The organism is Epibacterium sp. ABZ3_068 (assembly GCF_056159265.1).
Window position 1 is genome coordinate 2972063 of the sequence record NZ_JBSWUV010000001.1, and the last position, 18130, is coordinate 2990192.

Sequence of the window (18130 nt, forward strand, 5' to 3'; positions counted from 1 at the left end):
GGTCAGGAATGTAGTCTATCCGGCGATACGAATCGCATTCGTACAATGGCTTGTTCCGAAATTCGCGACATTCTCTGGCTTTGGGGGAGTTTTGTTGCGTTTCCTGTGCCAGTCACGCTGCATCGTGCCAAGTCAGCGGACCTGAAAATTACCTACAGGCGAATCTATGCCGATGGTTTCGTAGCTGTGCACAATTCCCGAAAATTATGTAGAGTTTGATTGGCTTAGCCTAGCTTTGTCTCTTTTGTGGAAACATATCTTACAATCATTGCGTGCACGTAAGCATTTATACGACTTTGAAATGTCAGTTTTGGGGACCTTATCGCGGTGCGGAGCGACTTTTGGACTTTGTCGCTAAGCTGCAGGGCTTTAGAACAGTCAGAGCCCTTGGGGGGGTAGAATACAATGAGTGAGGTGCAGGTTTCTTGCGCCTTCTGACAGCGACGCCAGTGGACAAGTGTGTCCGGTGTGCCCGCTGTCTTTACTGACATCCTGAGCCGTATTCGGCGCTCGGGATTAGGGCTCATTTAATGCCTTCCCCTGAAAATGAGTTTGTTGGCCGCGTTTTTCCGGAATTCCGGTGGAGTGGCGGTTGTCGGTCTGCGGTGTCAGCCGAATGGAAAGTGCGGTCTTTGCGGCCGAGGAGATTGTAGAATGACCTATTATAACAACGGCACGATCTCTGGTCGCGTGTTCACCGATATCGACGGTGATGGACGCGATAATGACGCCAATAACGGTGTAGAGGGCCGCACAGTTCAGCTGCTGGACCAATACGGAAATGTTGTTGCCACTACGACGACAGATAGTTCCGGCAACTACAGCTTTGCGAATCTTTCAAGCGGCAACTACCGCGTTGATTTTGGATCTGGTGACTACACCACAAAAGACGTGAATGGCGGTTCGGAATTCGAAGTCGACAGTGATGCGAACGCCAATGGCGTGAGCGACGTGATTTACCTCGGCTCGGGTGAGACGATTGACACGGTTGATGCTGGGCTCTTGCCGAGCGGGGACGGCGTGGTGGATGGTGCCGATTCTGGCGAGACCATGGAGCTAGGATTTACCGACGCTCAAGGGGATGTGATCACAACTGGTGACGACAGCATCGTGGGCAACGGCGGTGATGACAGCATCGACGGTGATGCGGGCAATGACACCATCGACGGTGGTGAAGGAAATGACACCATTCTTGGTGGGGATGGCGATGATACCCTGCATGGCGCAGGTGGTGATGACAGTCTTGTTGGCGGCGAAGGGAACGACGTTCTGGAAGGCGACACCAACGCGCCTGGAACGTCAACCACGCCCGGACGCGAGGTGTTTCAGTGGGATCTGGCACCCGACCCCGACGATGGTGGCCAAGTCGACAACGATGACAATATCTCTTCCGGTTTCAGCCAGAACACCGGAACGGTAACCGTAGATTTCTCAGTTCTCAATCAGGATCCGGGGGTCGAAACGGATTTCTCAACCTCAACAAATAATGTTTCCGGTATCGATTCTGGTGGTGGAACTGTTGACGTTAATAGCGCGCTTGGTTCTGTGACCAATGGCAATGGAAATCAGGCGGCCTATCAGCTGGATTTCTCTGGCCCGGTTGAAGATGTCTCGTTCCGTATCAACGACATCGACGGAGGTGCACGTGTTACCGTCACGGCCTATGATGCGGATGGAAACGCGGTAGAAGTCGACCTGTCTGCCGGTTCCAACCTTTCTCTGGCGGACACGGATACAGTTGCTGGGGCGGACACTGCAATCTCCGATGGCAACTACGAGGACACTGACAGCCCGAATTACTCGGTTCTTGTGACAATTCCCGGACCGATCACCCGGATCGAGATCGAGCATGAGCAGGACGGCGACAATTCCGGCGTCCAGGTTACGGATGTGTACTTCGATCCGGTTGTTGTGCCGACAGACCCCACGCCTGGCAATGACACGCTGGATGGTGGTGACGGTGATGACATTATTGTCGCAGGTGGCGGCGACGACTCGGTTATTGGTGGTGACGGTTCCGATAGTGTGACCGGCGGCGATGGCAATGACGTCATCGACACCTCTGGCAGCGTGCCTTTGCCGGATCGTGGTTTTGACGGCTATACCGATACAACTCCTGATATTCCGGCGGTGCCCGCCGATAGCGACCCGAACAATGACCGCGACACGGTTGATGCTGGCGCAGGAGACGACACGATCACAACCGGCGACGACGCCGACCTGATCACCGGTGGTGACGGTCTGGATGTCATTGACGGCGGCATTGATGACGATACCATTGATGGGGGCAATGACGCGGACCAGATTACGGGGGGCGAAGGCTCTGACAGTATTCAGGGTGGCGAAGGCGACGACACGATCTTTGGTGGCTTGGATCCTGCCTTCCCGGATGGTCTGAACATCACCGATGACGGCTCCGACGGCCGCGATCCGGATCCGGACCCCACCAACGGTAGGGACACGATCGACGGTGGCGAAGGCAATGATGTCATCTATGGTCAGGACGATGACGACGTAATTTATGGTGGCTCCGGTGACGACACCGTTGATGGTGGCATTGACGATGACAGTATTTTGGGCGGCTCCGGGTCTGACAGCCTGATTGGCGGCACGGGTGACGATACCATCTACGGCGACGGCGATGTGGTCTCTGGCCCGGTGACGATCACAATCACCGAAGCAGAGAGTTCTCAGAATCACGCCGTCTTTGCATATGTGCGGGATGACAGTGGTGTGATTGTCCGCACCATCCCACTGAGCGATGGCGCTCGGGATGATATAGGTGAGAGCTATACAGTTGATGTCGCGCCCGGCGAAACCGTTGGTGTTGGCTTCACAACCCCGGGCGGCGAGACCTATTACTCCAACTCCGATCTGAACTCCGGCGGCGAAGACCGTATTCAGCTGATCAGCCAGGATGGCAGCGATGGCCCTGTGGTTATCGGGTTTGAGGACTGGACGGACAACGACTTCAACGATGTGCAGGTCAATATCGACCTGGGCGAGTCCGGTGCCTCTTTTGACAGTGATGACGTGAGCTATGACTCCGATCCTGTGATTGACCCGACCGCAGGCAATGGCGATGACACCATCCTGGCAGGTGACGGCGATGACGTGGTCAGCGGCGGCGGCGGGGCAGACAGTATTCAGGGTGGCGAAGGCGCGGATACACTTTCGGGTGGTCTGGGCGAAGACACTATTGACCTTGGCGCGGATGATCAGGCCGACAGTGTAAGCGGCGGGCTGGATTCCGACAGCATCACCGGCGCGGGTGTCGGCGATGTTATCGTGGGCGGCGAAAACCCGGATGGCTCAGACGTTGACGTTCTGGACCTGACGGGCACGGCTGAACCCGGCGGTTCCTTGTCGGTTGAATACACATCGCCTGATCGCGAAAGCGGTACGGTCTCGTACTACGATTCGGATGGTGCGCTGACTGGAACCGCGACCTTTTCTGAGATCGAAAGTGTTATTCCCTGCTTTACGCCAGGCACGCTCATCGCAACCCCTCAAGGGGAGCGCCGGGTTGAGGATCTGAAAGTGGGAGACCGTGTGATCACCCGCGACAACGGGATCCAGGAAATCCGCTGGTATGGTCAGCGTCACATGACCCGTCAGGATATGACCGCTAACGCAAAACTGCAGCCGATTTTGATCTGCCAAGGTGCGCTTGGCAACGGTTTGCCCGAACGTGATATGCTGGTGTCTCCAAACCACCGTGTTTTGGTGGCCAATGACAAAACCGCGCTCTATTTCGAAGACCGCGAAGTTCTGGTGGCTGCGAAACATCTGGTGGGTCTGGAGGGGATCGATGCGGTGCAGACCGGGGAGGTCACCTATATTCACTTTATGTTCGACCAACATGAGGTTGTCCTGTCAGACGGTGCCTGGACCGAGAGCTTCCAGCCGGGGGATCAAACCTTGCGTGGCCTGGACAGCGCGCAACGGGCTGAGATATTTGCGATTTTCCCAGAGCTGAAGTCCGAAGCAGGCCGGGAGAACTTTGTCTCGGCCCGCCGGTCTCTCAAGAAACACGAGGCGCGTTTGCTGGTGCATTAAGCTCCGCCAGATCTGGAAAACACAAAAAAAAGGCAGGTCTGTGAGGGCCTGCCTTTTCTTGTGGCTAGGAGTTGCGCGAGGCGCGCCAGTTTGCCCAGGCTTCTGGTGTGTCGAGATCTGTCATCGCGCGGTTGCCTGGCAGGGCGACCGCTTTTACCGGCTGCCCTTTCAGCACGCGCCGTGCGCCTTCATCTCCATCAAGCGCGTATAAGCCGGAAAAGAGCCGTTTGGGAAACAGAACAGGGTGCCCCGGCGTGCCCTCCACAGTTGTCGCGCGGATCACTGGACCATCCGCCCCTTCGAAAGCGTCGATAACAGCCGTCAGATCGGATGTGTGGAGTTCTGGCATATCCGCGGGCAGGATCATGACCCCATCCAAATCGGCCGACAACGCTGACACGCCTGTTCGAAGGGAAATGCCCATGCCGTCAGATGCGTTGGGAACATAAACGGGCGTCGCCGCACCAATCAGGTTATTACGTGGATGAGACGCGGCGGGCAGAGTCACAAAACAGGGGTGGCCTGTTGCCATTGCCCGGTCACACATGCGCGCAAGCAGAGGCTTTCCGTCGACCTCCTCCATCAGCTTGTCAGCCCCGCGCATACGTGTGGATTGCCCGGCTGCCAACAAGAGGATCGCGACGCGACCCGTCACTTTAACGGGCGAACTTTGAGGCCGGTCACCCGGTTGCCTTCGCGGGCGGTCACTTCAAATCGGAAGCCATGGAACGAAAAGACCTGGCCAATGGTCGGGATCATCTGGGCTTCGTGGATCACAAGGCCTGCAATAGTGTTGGCTTCCTCATCCGGCAGCGACCAATCTGTGGCCCGGTTAAGATCACGGATTGTTGTGGCCCCGTCGACCATGAAATGCCCGTCTGCGCTTTTGATCGCGACCTTCTCGGCATCGGGGTCGAATTCATCGGTAATCTCGCCAACGATTTCTTCAAGAATATCTTCAAGCGTAATCAATCCCCGCAGCGCGCCATATTCATCTACAACCAAAGCGAAATGCGACCGCTGACGCAGAAATTGACGCATCTGGTCATCCAGCGACGTGGTTTCGGGGACAAAATAGGGCGGTTTGGCGACATCGGTGATTTCAAAATTCTTGAGCACTGCGCCATCCCCATTGGCCGCGCTGACAAGGGCATAAAGCTGGCGGGACAGATCTTTGGCGTGCACAACGCCAATGATGTTTTCCGGCTCATCCTTGTAGACCGGCAAACGGGTGTGGGGGCTTTCCAGACATTGGGTCAGGATGGCCTCGGGGGCGTCGCCGGCATTGATCATTTCAATGTTGGAACGGTGGAGCATAATCTCTTCGACCAAGCGTTCCGACAGATCCAGCGCGCCCAGAATCCGGTCGCGGTCCTCTTTTTCCACCAGTCCTTCAGAGTGGCCTAGGTTCAGCGCGCCTTCAATCTCTTCGCGTACGGCCATGATATGGCTGTCCGGGTCGATCCGAACCCCAAAGATGCGCAAGACGCCGCGCACCAGAAGACGCACCGCCCCAACAACGGGGGCCAGGATGGTCACCAGAAACCCGATGATCGGCGCAACGGTCGAGGCTGCTTTCTCGGCGTTGGAAATGGCATAGGTCTTGGGCAGAACCTCGGCAAAAATCAGTACCAGCAAAGTCATGACCAGGGTGGCCAGCGCTACGCCACTTTCGCCAAAGGCGCGTGTAAACAGAGCAGTGGCCAACGATGCCGCGAGGATGTTTACCAGGTTGTTGCCCAACAGGACCGAGCCGATCAGCCGTTCGCTGTCCTCGGTCACAGCAAGCGCTCTTTGTGCGCCCCGCGATCCCTTGTCAGCCTGCAGCCGCAGCTTGCCACGGGATGCAGCGGTAAGCGCAGTTTCAGAGCCCGAGAAAAAACCAGACAATACCAAAAGGAGCAAAATCCCTCCGGCGGTAATCCAGAAAGTGCTGTCAAAGGGTGATACGTCCGAAATATCCATCAATCGCGCTCTAGGTTAGGTTTGATCTGGTTATGGGCACCCGCGCGGCGTCGATCAAGGGTATCTGGGGAAGATACCGGATTATCTGGGTTTTTCCGTTAGGGGTTGCGCCGACGCAGCGGCCTCAGCGAGTGGGTGGTGTTCATGGACCAGTTCTTCAAGCTGGGTTTGCAGCACATGGGTATAGATCTCTGTGGTCGCAATATCCGCGTGCCCCAGCATGGCCTGAATGGCCCGTAAATCAGCCCCATTGGCCAAGAGATGCGTCGCAAAGGCATGGCGCAGGGTATGCGGCGTGACCTTTTCCGGTGAAACACCCCCAGCCACCGCGAGCTCTTTGACCAGAAGATAAAACCTGTGGCGTGTCAGGTGACCGGCTTGCCCGCGCGACGGAAACAGGAAGCGGGACGTGGGCTTTCCCTTGGCTTGAGCCGCCTCATCCACGTCGTCGCGCACCTGTATCCAGGCTGCCAATGCGGCACGGGCAGGGGGGGACAGGGGCACCAATCGTTCTTTGCTGCCTTTGCCCAGAACCAAAAGCATCTGCGGATTGCCCCGTGCCGTTGCAACGGGCAAAGAAACCAGTTCGCTGACCCGCATTCCGGTCGCATAAAGCAGTTCCAGCAGGCAGGTGTTCCGCAGCCGGTCTGATTGGTTGCGTCCGGATTTTCGCGCCGCATCCAGCAACCGGTCCACCTCACTGATATCCAGCGTCTTGGGGAGGCGTTTGGATCGTCCGGGCCCTTTGATCTGGATCGCGGGATTGTCCGATCGCCAGCCTTCCTCAAATGCAAAACGGTAGATCTGCTTGATCGCGGACAGGCGGCGCGCGCGGGTGGATTTGGACAGGCCTTGGGCGTCGCAGGAAATCAGGTAGTCTTCGACATGCTCGCGTTCTGCGGTTGCAAAGCTCAGCTTGCGATGCCCCAGCCAGCCCGCCACATCCCGCAGGTCGCGCCCATAGGCAAGAAGCGTATTGCGCGCGGCTCCGATTTCGGCCGCCTGAGCATCCAGAAACAGCGAAATCCAGTCATGAGAAGAGGCGGGCGCTGGCATGTTTATCGTTCCAATAGAAGGAGTTGCAGGGCCGCGCGGCGCGCCGTTTCTTCCAATCCAACAAGACGGAAGGTCGCCAAGGCACCGCTGAGCGCTGCCCAATTGCCATCACTTCCCTGTGCGAACAAGACCATTGCGTCCAAAATGGCTTCTCCGAGGCGTCCGCTTTCGATCTTTTGGCGCAACGAGGACGGCACCAACGTCTGGGTCGCGTCCTCTGCAAACGCGCGTGAGATCGCGGACTGGCGTGATGAAAGACCTTCTGCATTTGTGCTGCTTTTGCCCATCGCAACTGCGGCCAGGAAATTGTTTTCGGCGCTGTCGCTTGGGGGCAGCATGGCAGCCAGTTCATATTCCGGCGCCAGCAGCCGAATACGCCATGCCTGCTCTGCAACGGCACCGGTCAGGTCATACCGGGCTAATTCTTCCCCAAAAAGTTCGGCAAACCCGGTTTCAACCCCCGCTTCTTTGGCGGCCTCCCAAGCACGGGGCAGGGTTTTTCCAACAGCTTCCGGGCTGCCTGTTCTTAAAGCCGTTTCAAAACGTTGCAGCGCGGAAACTCGGTCCCAGATCCCTCCAGATGCCGCGGGCTTGCGGGCGCTGAACAAGCCAATGAACTGGTTCGGGTGCAGGGCCCCGATGTGTGCCAGCCGCTCGGCGGCTTCCAACTGGGCTTTCCATCCGGCCAGATCGCGCAAATCCGCAGAGGCAAAGGCGCGCGGCAAATTCGAGGTCGGCAGTGGTTCGCCGATGGCTTCAAACAATCGAAACGTCAGCGGGGTGACCGTGGCAGGTGCCGCAGGTGGCGGAGCAAATTCAAAAACGTCCGGGTTCAAAAAACGGTCCAGAAGCCCCAACTCCTGTTCGGGCAAAAGGTCCAGAGTATGGGCGCTTTCGAGCAGCAGTGCCGCAGTGGCCCAGTCTCCTCGCCGCGCGTCACAGAAAATGCGTTCAGCATAACTTGGGGCCAGATGTGGTGCCTGGTGCAGCGTGGCGCAGGCGCGGTCCTCATCGCCGGTCAACAGGCTGGCATCGAACCAGCGTTTGAAACGGTCACTTGTCTTGGTCGGGTCCGCCTGCTGCGCCAAAGCCTGGGCAGGGTCGGTTGCGCCAAGCTCCATTAGGCGATCCAAACGCGCCAGCAATAACTGATCCTGATCTTCTTCGGGGGGGCGGGTCTCTGACAGTAAAAGCGTGAACAGAAGCGCCTGCATGGCTGGCGTATCCGTCACGCGGACTGATGTGATCAACCGGGCCAGACCCTCTGGATCACTGCCACGCCAGAGGTCCGCGGGCAGCCCTGTGGTCGCCGCTGACACCAAACCGACGGGCTGGGGCACGCTGCGTAACGGGGTCACTGTGATTTCCGGTTGCGTTGCACTGCCCGCAACAGGAGGTTCCAAAAGGATCGTTTCGGGTAAGGCCGCCGGTTGCGGCGCGGCATTCAGCCAGTCGATGGCGGCCAGGGGTTCCTGTGCCGTACTTGCACTGGCCCAAACGGCCAATGCCGCATGCAAGGCCGCCGCAACTGGTTTAATTTGCATCCAAAATCACCGGTTTGCGCACTTCACTGGTTGGTGCGCTGAAATCCGCTCCGAAGAATGGTCCGATATAGGCGTAAACGACTAATCCGATGCCCGCCAATATCACCAAATAAAACAAGTATTTGAATATGCGCCCCATTGTATGCTCTGCCCGCTTCACTGTCTTTTCTAAAAGTTATATATGGCCTTTTTAGCAATATCACGTCATTCACGGAAGAATGAGCGAAAAAGAGCACAAAGACGCGCCGACCGAACCGGCGCAGCCCGGTGAGCTCCACAAGACTGTGGTCATGGTGGGTATGATGGGTGCGGGAAAGACCGCGGTGGGCCGAGCATTGGCCCAGCGTCTTGGCGTGCCGTTCCTGGACAGCGATCACGAGATCGAAACGGCTGCAAATATGACCATTCCGGAGATATTTGAACGCCACGGCGAATCGTTTTTCCGCGAAAAGGAGCGGATGGTGATTCACCGCCTCTTGGAGGAGGAACGCGGGGTTCTGTCGACCGGAGGCGGGGCCTTTCTGTCAGAGGAAAACCGCAACAATATCTCTCATTTTGGTGCCTCTGTATGCTTGCAGGCGGATCTGGAGGTTCTGTGGAACCGTGTACGGCATCGCGATACCCGTCCATTGCTGCGGACCGCAGATCCTTTTGCAACGCTCAAGGAGCTTTATGAAAAGCGGGTGCCACTGTACCAACTGGCGGATATATCCGTGGTTTCGGACGGTAAGGCGACAATCGAAGATATGGTAGACCGGGTGTTGGACGCCTTGCGCGCCCGTCCCGACGTATTGGAATGGAAGTGATGGAACAAACGGTTCACGTCGATCTGGGCGAACGCTCTTATGATGTCATTGTTGGCCCTGGGCTCATTGCAGAGGCTGGCGCACGGATCTTGCCCTTGCTGCGCCGTCCCAAGGTAGCTGTAATCACCGACGAAACCGTCGCAAGTCTGCATCTGGACGCCTTGCGCGCAGGGCTTGCCGCCGCAGGGGTAGAAATGGAAGCGCTGGCTTTGCCCGAAGGTGAAAGCACAAAAGGTTGGCCGCAATTTACCCGCACTGTTGAATGGCTGCTCGACAAGAAGGTAGAGCGCAATGACGTTGTGGTCGCCTTTGGTGGTGGTGTGATCGGCGATTTGGCCGGGTTTGCGGCCGCCGTGCTGCGCCGTGGGGTGCGGTTTGTACAGATCCCGACCAGCCTTCTGGCACAGGTCGACAGCTCTGTCGGCGGTAAGACCGGTATCAACACCATGCATGGCAAGAACCTCGTCGGTGCTTTCCATCAGCCGTCGCTGGTGCTGGCCGATACCGAAGTTCTGGGAACGCTCAAGCCGCGTGATTTCCTTGCCGGGTATGGTGAGGTTGTCAAATACGGTCTTCTGGGGGACGCTGAGTTCTTTGACTGGCTCGAGGAAAACGGCCCGGCGCTGGCGTCTGGTGATATGCAAAAGCGGGTCGAGGCGGTGACCCGCTCTGTTCAGATGAAAGCGGATATCGTTGCGCGAGACGAGACCGAGCAGGGCGACCGCGCGCTGTTGAACTTGGGGCATACTTTCTGCCACGCGCTGGAGGCCGCCACGGGCTATTCTGACCGGCTGCTGCATGGGGAAGGCGTTGCAATCGGCTGTGCCTTGGCTTTTGAACTGTCTGCACGCCTTGGGCTGTGCAGTCAGGAAGACCCCAGTCGTGTGCGGGCCCATCTGAAAGCGATGAACATGAAAACCGACCTCAGCGACATTCCGGGTGAACTGCCGGACGCCGAGGCGCTGGCCGACCTGATGTCGCAGGACAAAAAAGTTGTTGATGGCCAGCTGCGCTTTATTCTGGCGCGTGGCATTGGTGAGGCCTTCGTGACCGCGGATGTGCCGCGTGAAGCGGTGGTGCAGGTCATGAAAGACGCTCTCTAAGGTTTTGAATTCAAAACCTGTTTGGGTTCCTCATTTGAGGAACCCACGCTTTGCCAGCCACCACATGTCGGCAATATAAGCCTCGGTGCTGAAATCAGGCGCCTGCTTCAGCTGTTCCCACCCTTGGAACGACATGGCTGACCATAGCATATTGGTTGCGCTGTCCACCGCCCAGCCAGGTGCCAGATCTCCCTCGGTCTCGATCTGTTCAAACGTAGTGCGAATCTCTGCGCGCAACGCTTCCATTCGTTCCTGCCAGGCTGCATTCGCCTCAGAATCGGTGGCCCGCAGAGCCAGAAGTGCGCGTGCCATTCCCTGGATTATCTCCATCTGATGCGCCCAGAATGTCACCAGTTCCCGCAGTTTGTCGCTGCCGGTTTCTGCACTTCTGTAAGGTTCAAGTCGCTCTGTAATATTCTGTTTTTCATCAATAAACCGCGTTGTGGCAATCAGAAGGTCAGCGCGGTTTTCAAAATGTAGATACAAGGCTTGTCGCGACACGCCAGCGGTTTTGGCGATGTCGGACATACGGACCCCTTTGCCCAGGTTGGCCTCTGTGAGCTGCCAACATGCGGTCAGGATTTTTTCACGGGTTTCATTTTTCTCACTTGACATGGTGTCAATCAATCACAATGTTTACACCATGTCAATTGACACTGTGTAAATTGACATGGTGTAAATAGACACTGTGTCAATTGGCGATGTGTCAAGTTTTGGAAAAGGTAAGAGGATCGACGATGAAAGTGATTGTATTTGGCGCGACCGGAAGCATCGGCCAGCATGTCGTAAAAAGTCTTCAAGCACAGGGCCACGAAGTGACCGGATTTTCCCGCCGTGGGCAGTGGCCCGAGGGAGTAGAGGGCGTGCATGCGCATATGTTGCGGGGGGATGTTTTGAACGCTGGGCAGGTGGCTGCGGCTCTTCAGGGGCAGGACGCCGTGATCTGTGCCTTGGGGGCCGGGATGAAGGGGGAAATTCGCACGAAGGGGACCAAAACCATTGTTTCTGGCATGCAAGAAACTGGTGTTAAGCGTTTGATTTGCCTGTCTTCCTTGGGGGTTGGAGATAGTGAGCCGGTTTTGAATTTCTGGTGGCGGCGTATCATGTTCGGCCTGCTCCTGCGCGCAGCCTTTGCGGATCATCACACGCAGGAAGATCTTGTAAAAACCTCCGGTCTGGACTGGACTATTGTACGTCCCGGAGCCTTTCAGGATGGTGATCCGCTGGGCACATATCACGTCGGAGATTTGCGGGAAAAACGCGGTCAGCTGTCGCTGAAAATGCGGCGCGCGGATGTGGCGGACTTTATGGTGCGCCAGATCGACAACGCCACCTTTCTGCACCAAGCGCCGAGCCTGTCATATTGAATGTCAGAGGCAGTCAAACCGCGAAGATGAACGAATGCAGGTAACGCCCTGTTAATTGGGCGTTACCATAGGGGCAAAATCGAAGGTTCTCTGTAAGGTTTTGCTTTTGGTGGAAAATGTCTTAGGCTTTGCCTTGGGTCGTGCAGATCCGTCCCGGAGGTAGAGCCATCGAAAACTCACTCGATCTTGGAGAAGAAGCATGGAACGACGTCCTTCAGGCCGTCGACAAAACCTATGCGGAGATGATCGACTATCAGGAGCAACTGGAAGCGCGCAACGCAGAGATGTTGCAGCTTCGGTCGTTCCTGTCATCCGTCATGGCTTCGATCAGTGACTATCTGGTGGTGACATCAAAAGATCGCAGTATGGCCGAGGTCAGCGCCTCGTTTTCGGCGGTGGTGGGGCTGACACCGGATCGGCTGATTGGCTGCGATATCGTGGATTTCGTCACGGAAGAGCACAAACAGATATTGCTGGACGGGTTGGCAGAGGTTGGTGCTCTCAAACAGGAAGTAACCTTTGAAGCCAATCTGCGCACACCGTCGGGCGCGGAACCTGTAGAATTCAAACTGGCACCGCGACTGGATAAGCGTCGCCGGGTCACGGGATTTGTTCTAACTGGTCGGCCTTTGGGGGTCCTGCGGCGCGCGTTTTCCAAGCTGGAACAAAGCCACGAGGATTTAAAACAGGCCCAGATGCAATTGGTGCGAAACGAAAAACTGGCCTCGCTCGGGCGGTTGCTGGCCGGTGTTGCGCATGAGCTGAACAATCCCATCAGCTTCGTCTATGCCAATACCCATGCGCTTGAAAAATATCTGGATCGTTTCGAAACCTATTTCGATCGGGTGCAGGCTGGTGCGGCGCGGGAAGATTTGATCGAACTGCGAAAAACTCTGAAATTAGACCGTGATCTCAGGAATTTGCGCACTGCAATTGAAGGTGCGCGTGATGGCTCCGAACGGGTGCGCAGCATTGTCGAAGACCTGCGGCGCTTGTCGGCCGACGGATCGGGCGATTTTGCACCGTTTGATCTGACGGATACGGCCCGTGTGGCCGCGGAATGGGTCAAGCGCGGGACAAAATCCGACATTCGCATCATGTTCAAAGGCGAAGCCCGGTGTATCGCTCTAGGGCGTCCGGGGCACGTGCAACAGGTTGTCATGAACCTTGTTCAAAATGCTGTTGATGCGATGAACGGCTGCGAAACACTTGATAATACTTTGGAAATAACCATGGATCTCACCTATTGTGAAGGTCGCGCCAGGCTTACGGTCTGTGACAATGGGCCGGGGATTGCGGATGAACTGCGCAGTGCTATTTTCGATCCGTTCTTCACGACAAAACCAGTGGGGGATGGAACCGGGCTTGGACTTTCGATTTCCCACAAGATCGCAGAGGAACACGGTGGAACGCTCACGCTGTTGCCGCAAACTGAACGCGGGGCCTGTTTCCGTTTGGACCTGCCACGAGGAGAGACTCTTTGAATATTCTCTGGTTGCAATCTGCGGGATGTGGCGGCTGCACCATGTCTCTTTTATGCGCCGAAAGCCCGAATGTGCTGGATCTCTTGTCGGGGGCGGGATTGTCGTTTCTTTGGCACCCCTCGCTGAGTGTTGAGACCGGCGCCGAAGTGCGCCGCCTGCTGAACGATATTGAGACGGGTGAGCGGTCTCTGGATATTCTTTGTGTTGAAGGTGCCGTGACCCGCGGACCCAACGGTACAGGCAAGTTTCACATGCTGGGGGGGACGGGGCGCAGTATGCTCGATTGGGTGCAAAGTCTGGCACCGCTCGCGCAGCATGTGGTGGCCGTTGGCACCTGTGCAGCCTTTGGAGGGGTCAGCTCGGCTGGTGAAAATGTAACGGACGCCTCTGGCCTGCAATATGAAGGCACGCATCAAGGCGGCGTGCTGCCAGCGGACTTCAAAAGCAGATCCGGGTTGCCGGTGATCAATGTCGCAGGCTGCCCGACCCACCCGGATTGGGTTACAGAGACGTTGATGATGCTGGCCGCCGGAGAGATGCGGACCAGCAGTCTGGACGGCTTTGCCCGTCCGCGATTTTATGCGGATACGCTGATCCACCATGCGTGTCCCAAGAATGAGTTTTATGAATATAAGGCCAGTGCCACCAAACTGTCCGAGATTGGCTGCATGATGGAGCATCTGGGCTGCGTTGGAACCCAGGCCGTGGGGGACTGCAACATTCGGGGTTGGAACGGAGCCGGCAGTTGCACGCGCGCAGGCTATCCATGTATCAACTGTACCGCCCCCGAGTTCGAAGAGCCCGGCCATAAATTCACTGAAACGCCAAAGTTCGGCGGCATTCCGGTGGGCTTGCCCAGCGATATGCCCAAAGCCTGGTTTATGGCGCTGGCGTCCCTGTCCAAGGCGGCAACACCAAAACGGATCGGTGCCAATGCGACCTCTGACCGAATTAAAGTCCCGCCTACACTGAAAGCACCAAAATCATGACCAAAACTTCCCTGTTGGTGGGGCCGTTTAACCGGGTTGAAGGCGATTTGGAGATCCGGCTTGAGGTAAGTGAGGGTCATGTCAGCGCGGCCTATGTGAATTCGCCACTGTTTCGCGGGTTCGAGCGGATCCTGCAGGGCAAAGACCCGATTGATGCGCTGACCATCACGCCACGGATCTGCGGCATTTGTTCCATCAGCCAATCAGCGGCAGCGGCGCGGGCATTGGCTGATGTCGCAGGGGCGGACCCTGCGCCCGAGGGGGAGAAAGTTGCCGCTCTTCTGCATGCGGTGGAAAATCTCGCGGATCATCTGACGCATTTCAATCTCTTCTTTATGCCGGATTTTGCCCGCCCGGATTACGCCAAGCGCCCATGGCACGACCGTGCAGTTGCCCGGTTTACGGCGTTACAGGGGTCCGGTTTGCGGGCCGCGACCGAGGCGCGCGCGCAGCTTTTCCATATCGTCGGGCTTTTGGGGGGCAAGTGGCCGCATACTTTGGCCATTCAACCCGGAGGGGTCACGCGGGCGCCCAGTCTTCGGGACAAGATCCGGATTGCGGCGGATCTCAAGACTTTTCGTCACTACCTCGAAGAACATCTGTTTGGTGCCCCGGTGGAAGACTTCGCATCGTTGTCCTCGGCGGAGGCTCTGGAAAACTGGCGCACCGGCGACATCGGGCTGTTTCTGGAGATTGCCGCCGAGCTTGACCTGAAATCATCGGGTGTTGGACGGGCGCGATATCTGTCCTATGGCGCTTACCCAACGGCGGTTGGGCATATGTTTGCGCCAGGCCTGTGGGAGCAGGGGCAGCTTGGGCCCTTGGTCCTGGATAGCCTTCAGGAAGATCTGAGCCATGCCTGGATGCTGGGGGAGGCCTCCCATCCGACGCAAGGATTGACCGTGCCGGATGAAACCATGCGCGAGGAGGCCTATAGCTGGTGCAAAGCACCGCGCCTAGGCGGGGAAGTCTACGAAACCGGTGCTTTGGCACGGCAGGTGATTGACGGCCACCCGTTGGCACGTGCTCTGGCAGATGAAAACGGTGTCCGCGCGCGCGTGGTCGGTCGCATGTTGGAAATCGCTCTGACCCAAATCGCGGTAGAGGCGCTTGTGCAGGGCATTCAGCCAGAGGCCGCGTTTATGCGTGATGTGACCCTGCCAAAGGAGGGGGAGGGGATCGGGCTGGTGGAAGCCGCGCGCGGCAGTCTGGGTCATTGGCTGCGGATCGAAGGAGGTAAAATCGCCTCCTATCAGATCATCGCACCAACCACCTGGAATTTCAGTCCGCGCGACAGCCGGGGGGTGCCAGGTCCGGTTGAGGCTGCCTTGGTTGGCGCGCCGGTGGCCGAAGGGGAAGAGACACCGCTGAGCGTTCAACACATTGTGCGCAGCTTTGATCCGTGCATGGTTTGCACGGTTCACTAAGGGCTGGCTTTGCATCGCTGCACTGGGAGGGGTGAATGGAGAACGGACGTTCAATCCGCGTGCGGGGACAGGTTCAAGGTGTTGGCTTTCGTCCCTTTGTCTGGACTTTGGCCCGGCGTCTGGGTCTGCGGGGACATGTGTTGAATGACCCAGAAGGGGTCTTGATCAATGCCGTCGGCGCAGATCTGGATGGGTTCGAGGCCGCTTTGATCGCAGAAGCACCACCGCTTGCACGGGTCGATGCGGTGGAAAGCCATACGCTTCAGGGGGATTTTGGCCCTGATTTCCGGATTGCTGCCTCCACCGGGACGGGGGCTGAAACGCGCGTGACCCCCGATGCCGCCACATGTCCGGCCTGTCTGGCTGAGATCCGTGACCCCGCAGAGCGGCGGTTTGGCTATGCCTTTGCCAATTGCACCCATTGTGGCCCGCGGTTCACTATTCTCCAAGCTTTGCCCTACGACCGTGAAAAAACAACCATGGCCCCTTTTGCGCTGTGTCCTGTTTGCCAGTCTGAATATGAGAATCCCGTGGATCGACGGTTTCATGCGCAGCCCGTCGCCTGCCCGGAGTGTGGGCCCAAACTCTGGATCGAGCCGCGAACCGATTTGGATCCCATCGCAGAAGCCACGCGCCATCTAAAGGCCGGGCGGGTATTGGCCATCAAGGGCTTGGGCGGGTTTCACCTGGCTGTGGACGCCAGCAATGCAGAAGCGATTGACCTGTTGCGCCGCCGGAAGCACCGGCCCAGCAAGCCCTTTGCCCTGATGGCGGCGCTGGATGTGGTTTGTGAATATGCCGCCCCTACCGAACAAGAACGCGACCTGCTTTGCAGTTCTGCCGCGCCGATCGTTTTGTTGGAACAAATTGGCGCTGCACTGCCCGATGGTATTGCGCCGGGGCAGGCGACGCTGGGGTGGATGTTGCCCTATACGCCGCTGCATCACCTTCTGCTGGACGCTTTTGATGGCCCCTTGGTCATGACCTCTGGCAACCTGACGGGCGAGCCTCAGGTGATCGGCAACGACGAAGCACGGGAGAAACTCGGCGGTTTTGCAGATGCGTTCCTGATGCACGATCGAGAGATCGCCCGACGGCTGGATGACAGTGTGGAGCGGATCACGTCGCAGGGGCCCATGGTGCTGCGCCGGGCGCGTGGGCGGGTGCCGGGAACCTTGCCGCTTCCGCCGGGATTTGGAGAGGCTCCGCAGGTTGCCGCCTTTGGCGGGCAGATGAAGGGCGCGATTTGCCTGATCAAAAAGGGCCAGGCGCTGTTGGGTCACCATCTGGGAGAGTTGGACGATGCGCTGACCTATGACGCTTTCCTGCAGGCAGATGCGGATTACGCGGATCTGTTTGATCATCGCCCCGGGGTTGTGGCGGTCGATTCGCACCCCGAATATCGCGCCACCAAACATGGTCAGGCGCGGGCAGGCCAAGACGGGCTGCACCTTGAGCGTGTTCAGCACCACCACGCGCATCTGGCCTCCTGTCTGGCTGAGAATGGCTGGCCTTTGGATGGGGGCAAGGTGGCCGGGATCATCCTTGACGGGACCGGGCTTGGTGACGACGGGACGCTTTGGGGAGGGGAGGTTTTGCTTGGCGATTATCGTGGATTCGAGCGACGGGCGTGGCTGAAGCCGGCGCCGTTGATTGGCGGCGATATGGCCGCGCGGGAGCCTTGGCGCAATGCGTTGGTGCGGCTGGATCAGGCGGGGCTGTCCGATTGGGCCGATGAGCTGTTCGCGGACAAGCCGTTGGCCATGGCGCGGATGGCGGCAGAGCGTGGCGTGAATGCGCCGATGTCGTCCAGCGTCGGGCGGCTGTTTGATGCGGTGGCGGCGATCCTGGGACTCTGTATGGATGGTCAGAGCTATGAGGGTGAAGCAGCTATGCGTCTTGAAGCGCTGGCGCGGGCGTCTTCAGGGCTGCGTCGCAATGGCCATGCGATTGGGGTTCCTGGGACGTCAATGATAGATGGGGCCTTGGACCCGTCGGAAATGATCCGCCATTTGATCACCAAGCGCAAAGCGGGAGCTGAACTCGCCGATCTGGCCTTTGCGTTTCATCATTGGCTTGCCCGGTGTTTTGAGGGGGCCGTGACGACTGCCATAGCCAAGACAGAGGCCAAGGCGGTTGTTCTGTCAGGTGGATGTTTTCAGAACGCTTTGTTGCTGGAATTAATGGTTGGATCGCTGCATCAATATGATGTCTTGTTGCATCACAAAACCCCCGTCAATGATGGTGGTTTGGCCTTGGGGCAGGCGGTGGTTGCGGCGGCGCGCCATATTTTACAGCCGGAAAGCCATTGACCGGATATTCTGGAAGCC

General features: G+C 57.7%; 13 protein-coding genes. 8 read left to right on the top strand and 5 right to left on the bottom strand.

Features of this window, described 5'->3' with window-relative positions:
• Window positions 1-654 precede the first annotated feature (654 nt).
• Window positions 655-4059 carry a Hint domain-containing protein gene (locus ACXAEW_RS14240; protein WP_474941946.1) on the top strand — a complete coding sequence of 1135 codons (3405 nt, stop codon included), beginning with the start codon at window positions 655-657 and terminating at the stop codon, window positions 4057-4059.
• Window positions 4060-4123: 64 nt separating this feature from the next.
• On the opposite strand, the gene ACXAEW_RS14245 is transcribed toward ACXAEW_RS14240, so the two are convergent.
• From ACXAEW_RS14245 to ACXAEW_RS14260, 4 genes are all read right to left on the bottom strand, one after another.
• The gene (locus ACXAEW_RS14245; RefSeq protein ID WP_474941947.1) at window positions 4124-4714 is read right to left on the bottom strand and encodes a nucleotidyltransferase family protein; all 591 of its coding nucleotides are present in this window, start codon (window positions 4712-4714) and stop codon (window positions 4124-4126) included.
• Window positions 4711-6024: an HlyC/CorC family transporter gene (locus ACXAEW_RS14250; RefSeq protein ID WP_474941948.1), complete on the bottom strand. Its 1314-nt coding sequence runs from the start codon at window positions 6022-6024 to the stop codon at window positions 4711-4713. Before ACXAEW_RS14250 ends, ACXAEW_RS14245 begins: the two co-directional genes overlap by 4 nt.
• Window positions 6025-6105: 81 nt before the next feature.
• On the bottom strand, window positions 6106-7080 hold the full coding sequence (locus ACXAEW_RS14255; RefSeq protein WP_474941949.1) for a site-specific tyrosine recombinase XerD: 975 nt from the start codon (window positions 7078-7080) through the stop codon (window positions 6106-6108).
• Between the two features lie 2 nt (window positions 7081-7082).
• Window positions 7083-8624, bottom strand: a complete 1542-nt coding sequence (locus ACXAEW_RS14260) for a hypothetical protein (protein WP_474941950.1) — start codon at window positions 8622-8624, stop codon at window positions 7083-7085.
• Window positions 8625-8842: 218 nt separating this feature from the next.
• Between ACXAEW_RS14260 and ACXAEW_RS14265 the strand changes: the two genes are divergently transcribed.
• Both ACXAEW_RS14265 and aroB read left to right on the top strand, forming a co-directional pair.
• Window positions 8843-9430, top strand: coding sequence for a shikimate kinase (locus ACXAEW_RS14265; protein ID WP_474941951.1), 588 nt, complete (start codon window positions 8843-8845; stop codon window positions 9428-9430).
• Window positions 9430-10533 (top strand): 3-dehydroquinate synthase, encoded by a 1104-nt coding sequence (aroB, locus tag ACXAEW_RS14270; protein WP_474941952.1) that lies wholly within the window; start codon window positions 9430-9432, stop codon window positions 10531-10533. The genes ACXAEW_RS14265 and aroB overlap by 1 nt, the downstream gene beginning before the upstream one ends.
• 30 nt (window positions 10534-10563) lie before the next feature.
• Here the strand turns inward: aroB and ACXAEW_RS14275 are convergent, their stop codons facing one another.
• A complete protein-coding gene (locus ACXAEW_RS14275) occupies window positions 10564-11148 on the bottom strand; it encodes a TetR/AcrR family transcriptional regulator (protein WP_474941953.1) in 585 nt (194 codons plus the stop codon).
• Window positions 11149-11270: 122 nt separating this feature from the next.
• Here ACXAEW_RS14275 and ACXAEW_RS14280 point away from each other — a divergent pair, with 122 nt between their 5' ends.
• The 5 genes from ACXAEW_RS14280 (at window position 11271) to hypF (ending at window position 18112) form a co-directional block, all read left to right on the top strand.
• Window positions 11271-11900: an NAD(P)-dependent oxidoreductase gene (locus ACXAEW_RS14280; RefSeq protein WP_474941954.1), complete on the top strand. Its 630-nt coding sequence runs from the start codon at window positions 11271-11273 to the stop codon at window positions 11898-11900.
• A 146-nt stretch (window positions 11901-12046) separates the two neighbouring features.
• Window positions 12047-13384: a sensor histidine kinase gene (locus ACXAEW_RS14285; protein WP_474943039.1), complete on the top strand. Its 1338-nt coding sequence runs from the start codon at window positions 12047-12049 to the stop codon at window positions 13382-13384.
• Window positions 13381-14373: an NADH-quinone oxidoreductase subunit B family protein gene (locus ACXAEW_RS14290; protein ID WP_474941955.1), complete on the top strand. Its 993-nt coding sequence runs from the start codon at window positions 13381-13383 to the stop codon at window positions 14371-14373. Before ACXAEW_RS14285 ends, ACXAEW_RS14290 begins: the two co-directional genes overlap by 4 nt.
• A complete protein-coding gene (locus ACXAEW_RS14295) occupies window positions 14370-15800 on the top strand; it encodes a nickel-dependent hydrogenase large subunit (RefSeq protein WP_474941956.1) in 1431 nt (476 codons plus the stop codon). Before ACXAEW_RS14290 ends, ACXAEW_RS14295 begins: the two co-directional genes overlap by 4 nt.
• Before the next feature lie 35 nt (window positions 15801-15835).
• Window positions 15836-18112 (top strand): carbamoyltransferase HypF, encoded by a 2277-nt coding sequence (gene hypF / locus ACXAEW_RS14300; protein ID WP_474941957.1) that lies wholly within the window; start codon window positions 15836-15838, stop codon window positions 18110-18112.
• The last annotated feature ends 18 nt before the right edge of the window (window positions 18113-18130 follow it).

Bases quoted from the DNA above. Each gene is read 5' to 3' on its own strand.
- ACXAEW_RS14280 (WP_474941954.1), top strand. From the start codon at position 11,271: ATGAAAGTGATTGTATTTGGCGCGACCGGAAGCATCGGCCAGCATGTC.
- ACXAEW_RS14255 (WP_474941949.1), bottom strand. From the start codon at position 7,080: ATGCCAGCGCCCGCCTCTTCTCATGACTGGATTTCGCTGTTTCTGGAT.
- hypF (WP_474941957.1), top strand. From the start codon at position 15,836: ATGGAGAACGGACGTTCAATCCGCGTGCGGGGACAGGTTCAAGGTGTT.
- ACXAEW_RS14250 (WP_474941948.1), bottom strand. From the start codon at position 6,024: ATGGATATTTCGGACGTATCACCCTTTGACAGCACTTTCTGGATTACC.
- ACXAEW_RS14240 (WP_474941946.1), top strand. From the start codon at position 655: ATGACCTATTATAACAACGGCACGATCTCTGGTCGCGTGTTCACCGAT.
- ACXAEW_RS14275 (WP_474941953.1), bottom strand. From the start codon at position 11,148: ATGTCAAGTGAGAAAAATGAAACCCGTGAAAAAATCCTGACCGCATGT.
- ACXAEW_RS14265 (WP_474941951.1), top strand. From the start codon at position 8,843: ATGAGCGAAAAAGAGCACAAAGACGCGCCGACCGAACCGGCGCAGCCC.
- aroB (WP_474941952.1), top strand. From the start codon at position 9,430: ATGGAACAAACGGTTCACGTCGATCTGGGCGAACGCTCTTATGATGTC.
- ACXAEW_RS14295 (WP_474941956.1), top strand. From the start codon at position 14,370: ATGACCAAAACTTCCCTGTTGGTGGGGCCGTTTAACCGGGTTGAAGGC.
- ACXAEW_RS14260 (WP_474941950.1), bottom strand. From the start codon at position 8,624: ATGCAAATTAAACCAGTTGCGGCGGCCTTGCATGCGGCATTGGCCGTT.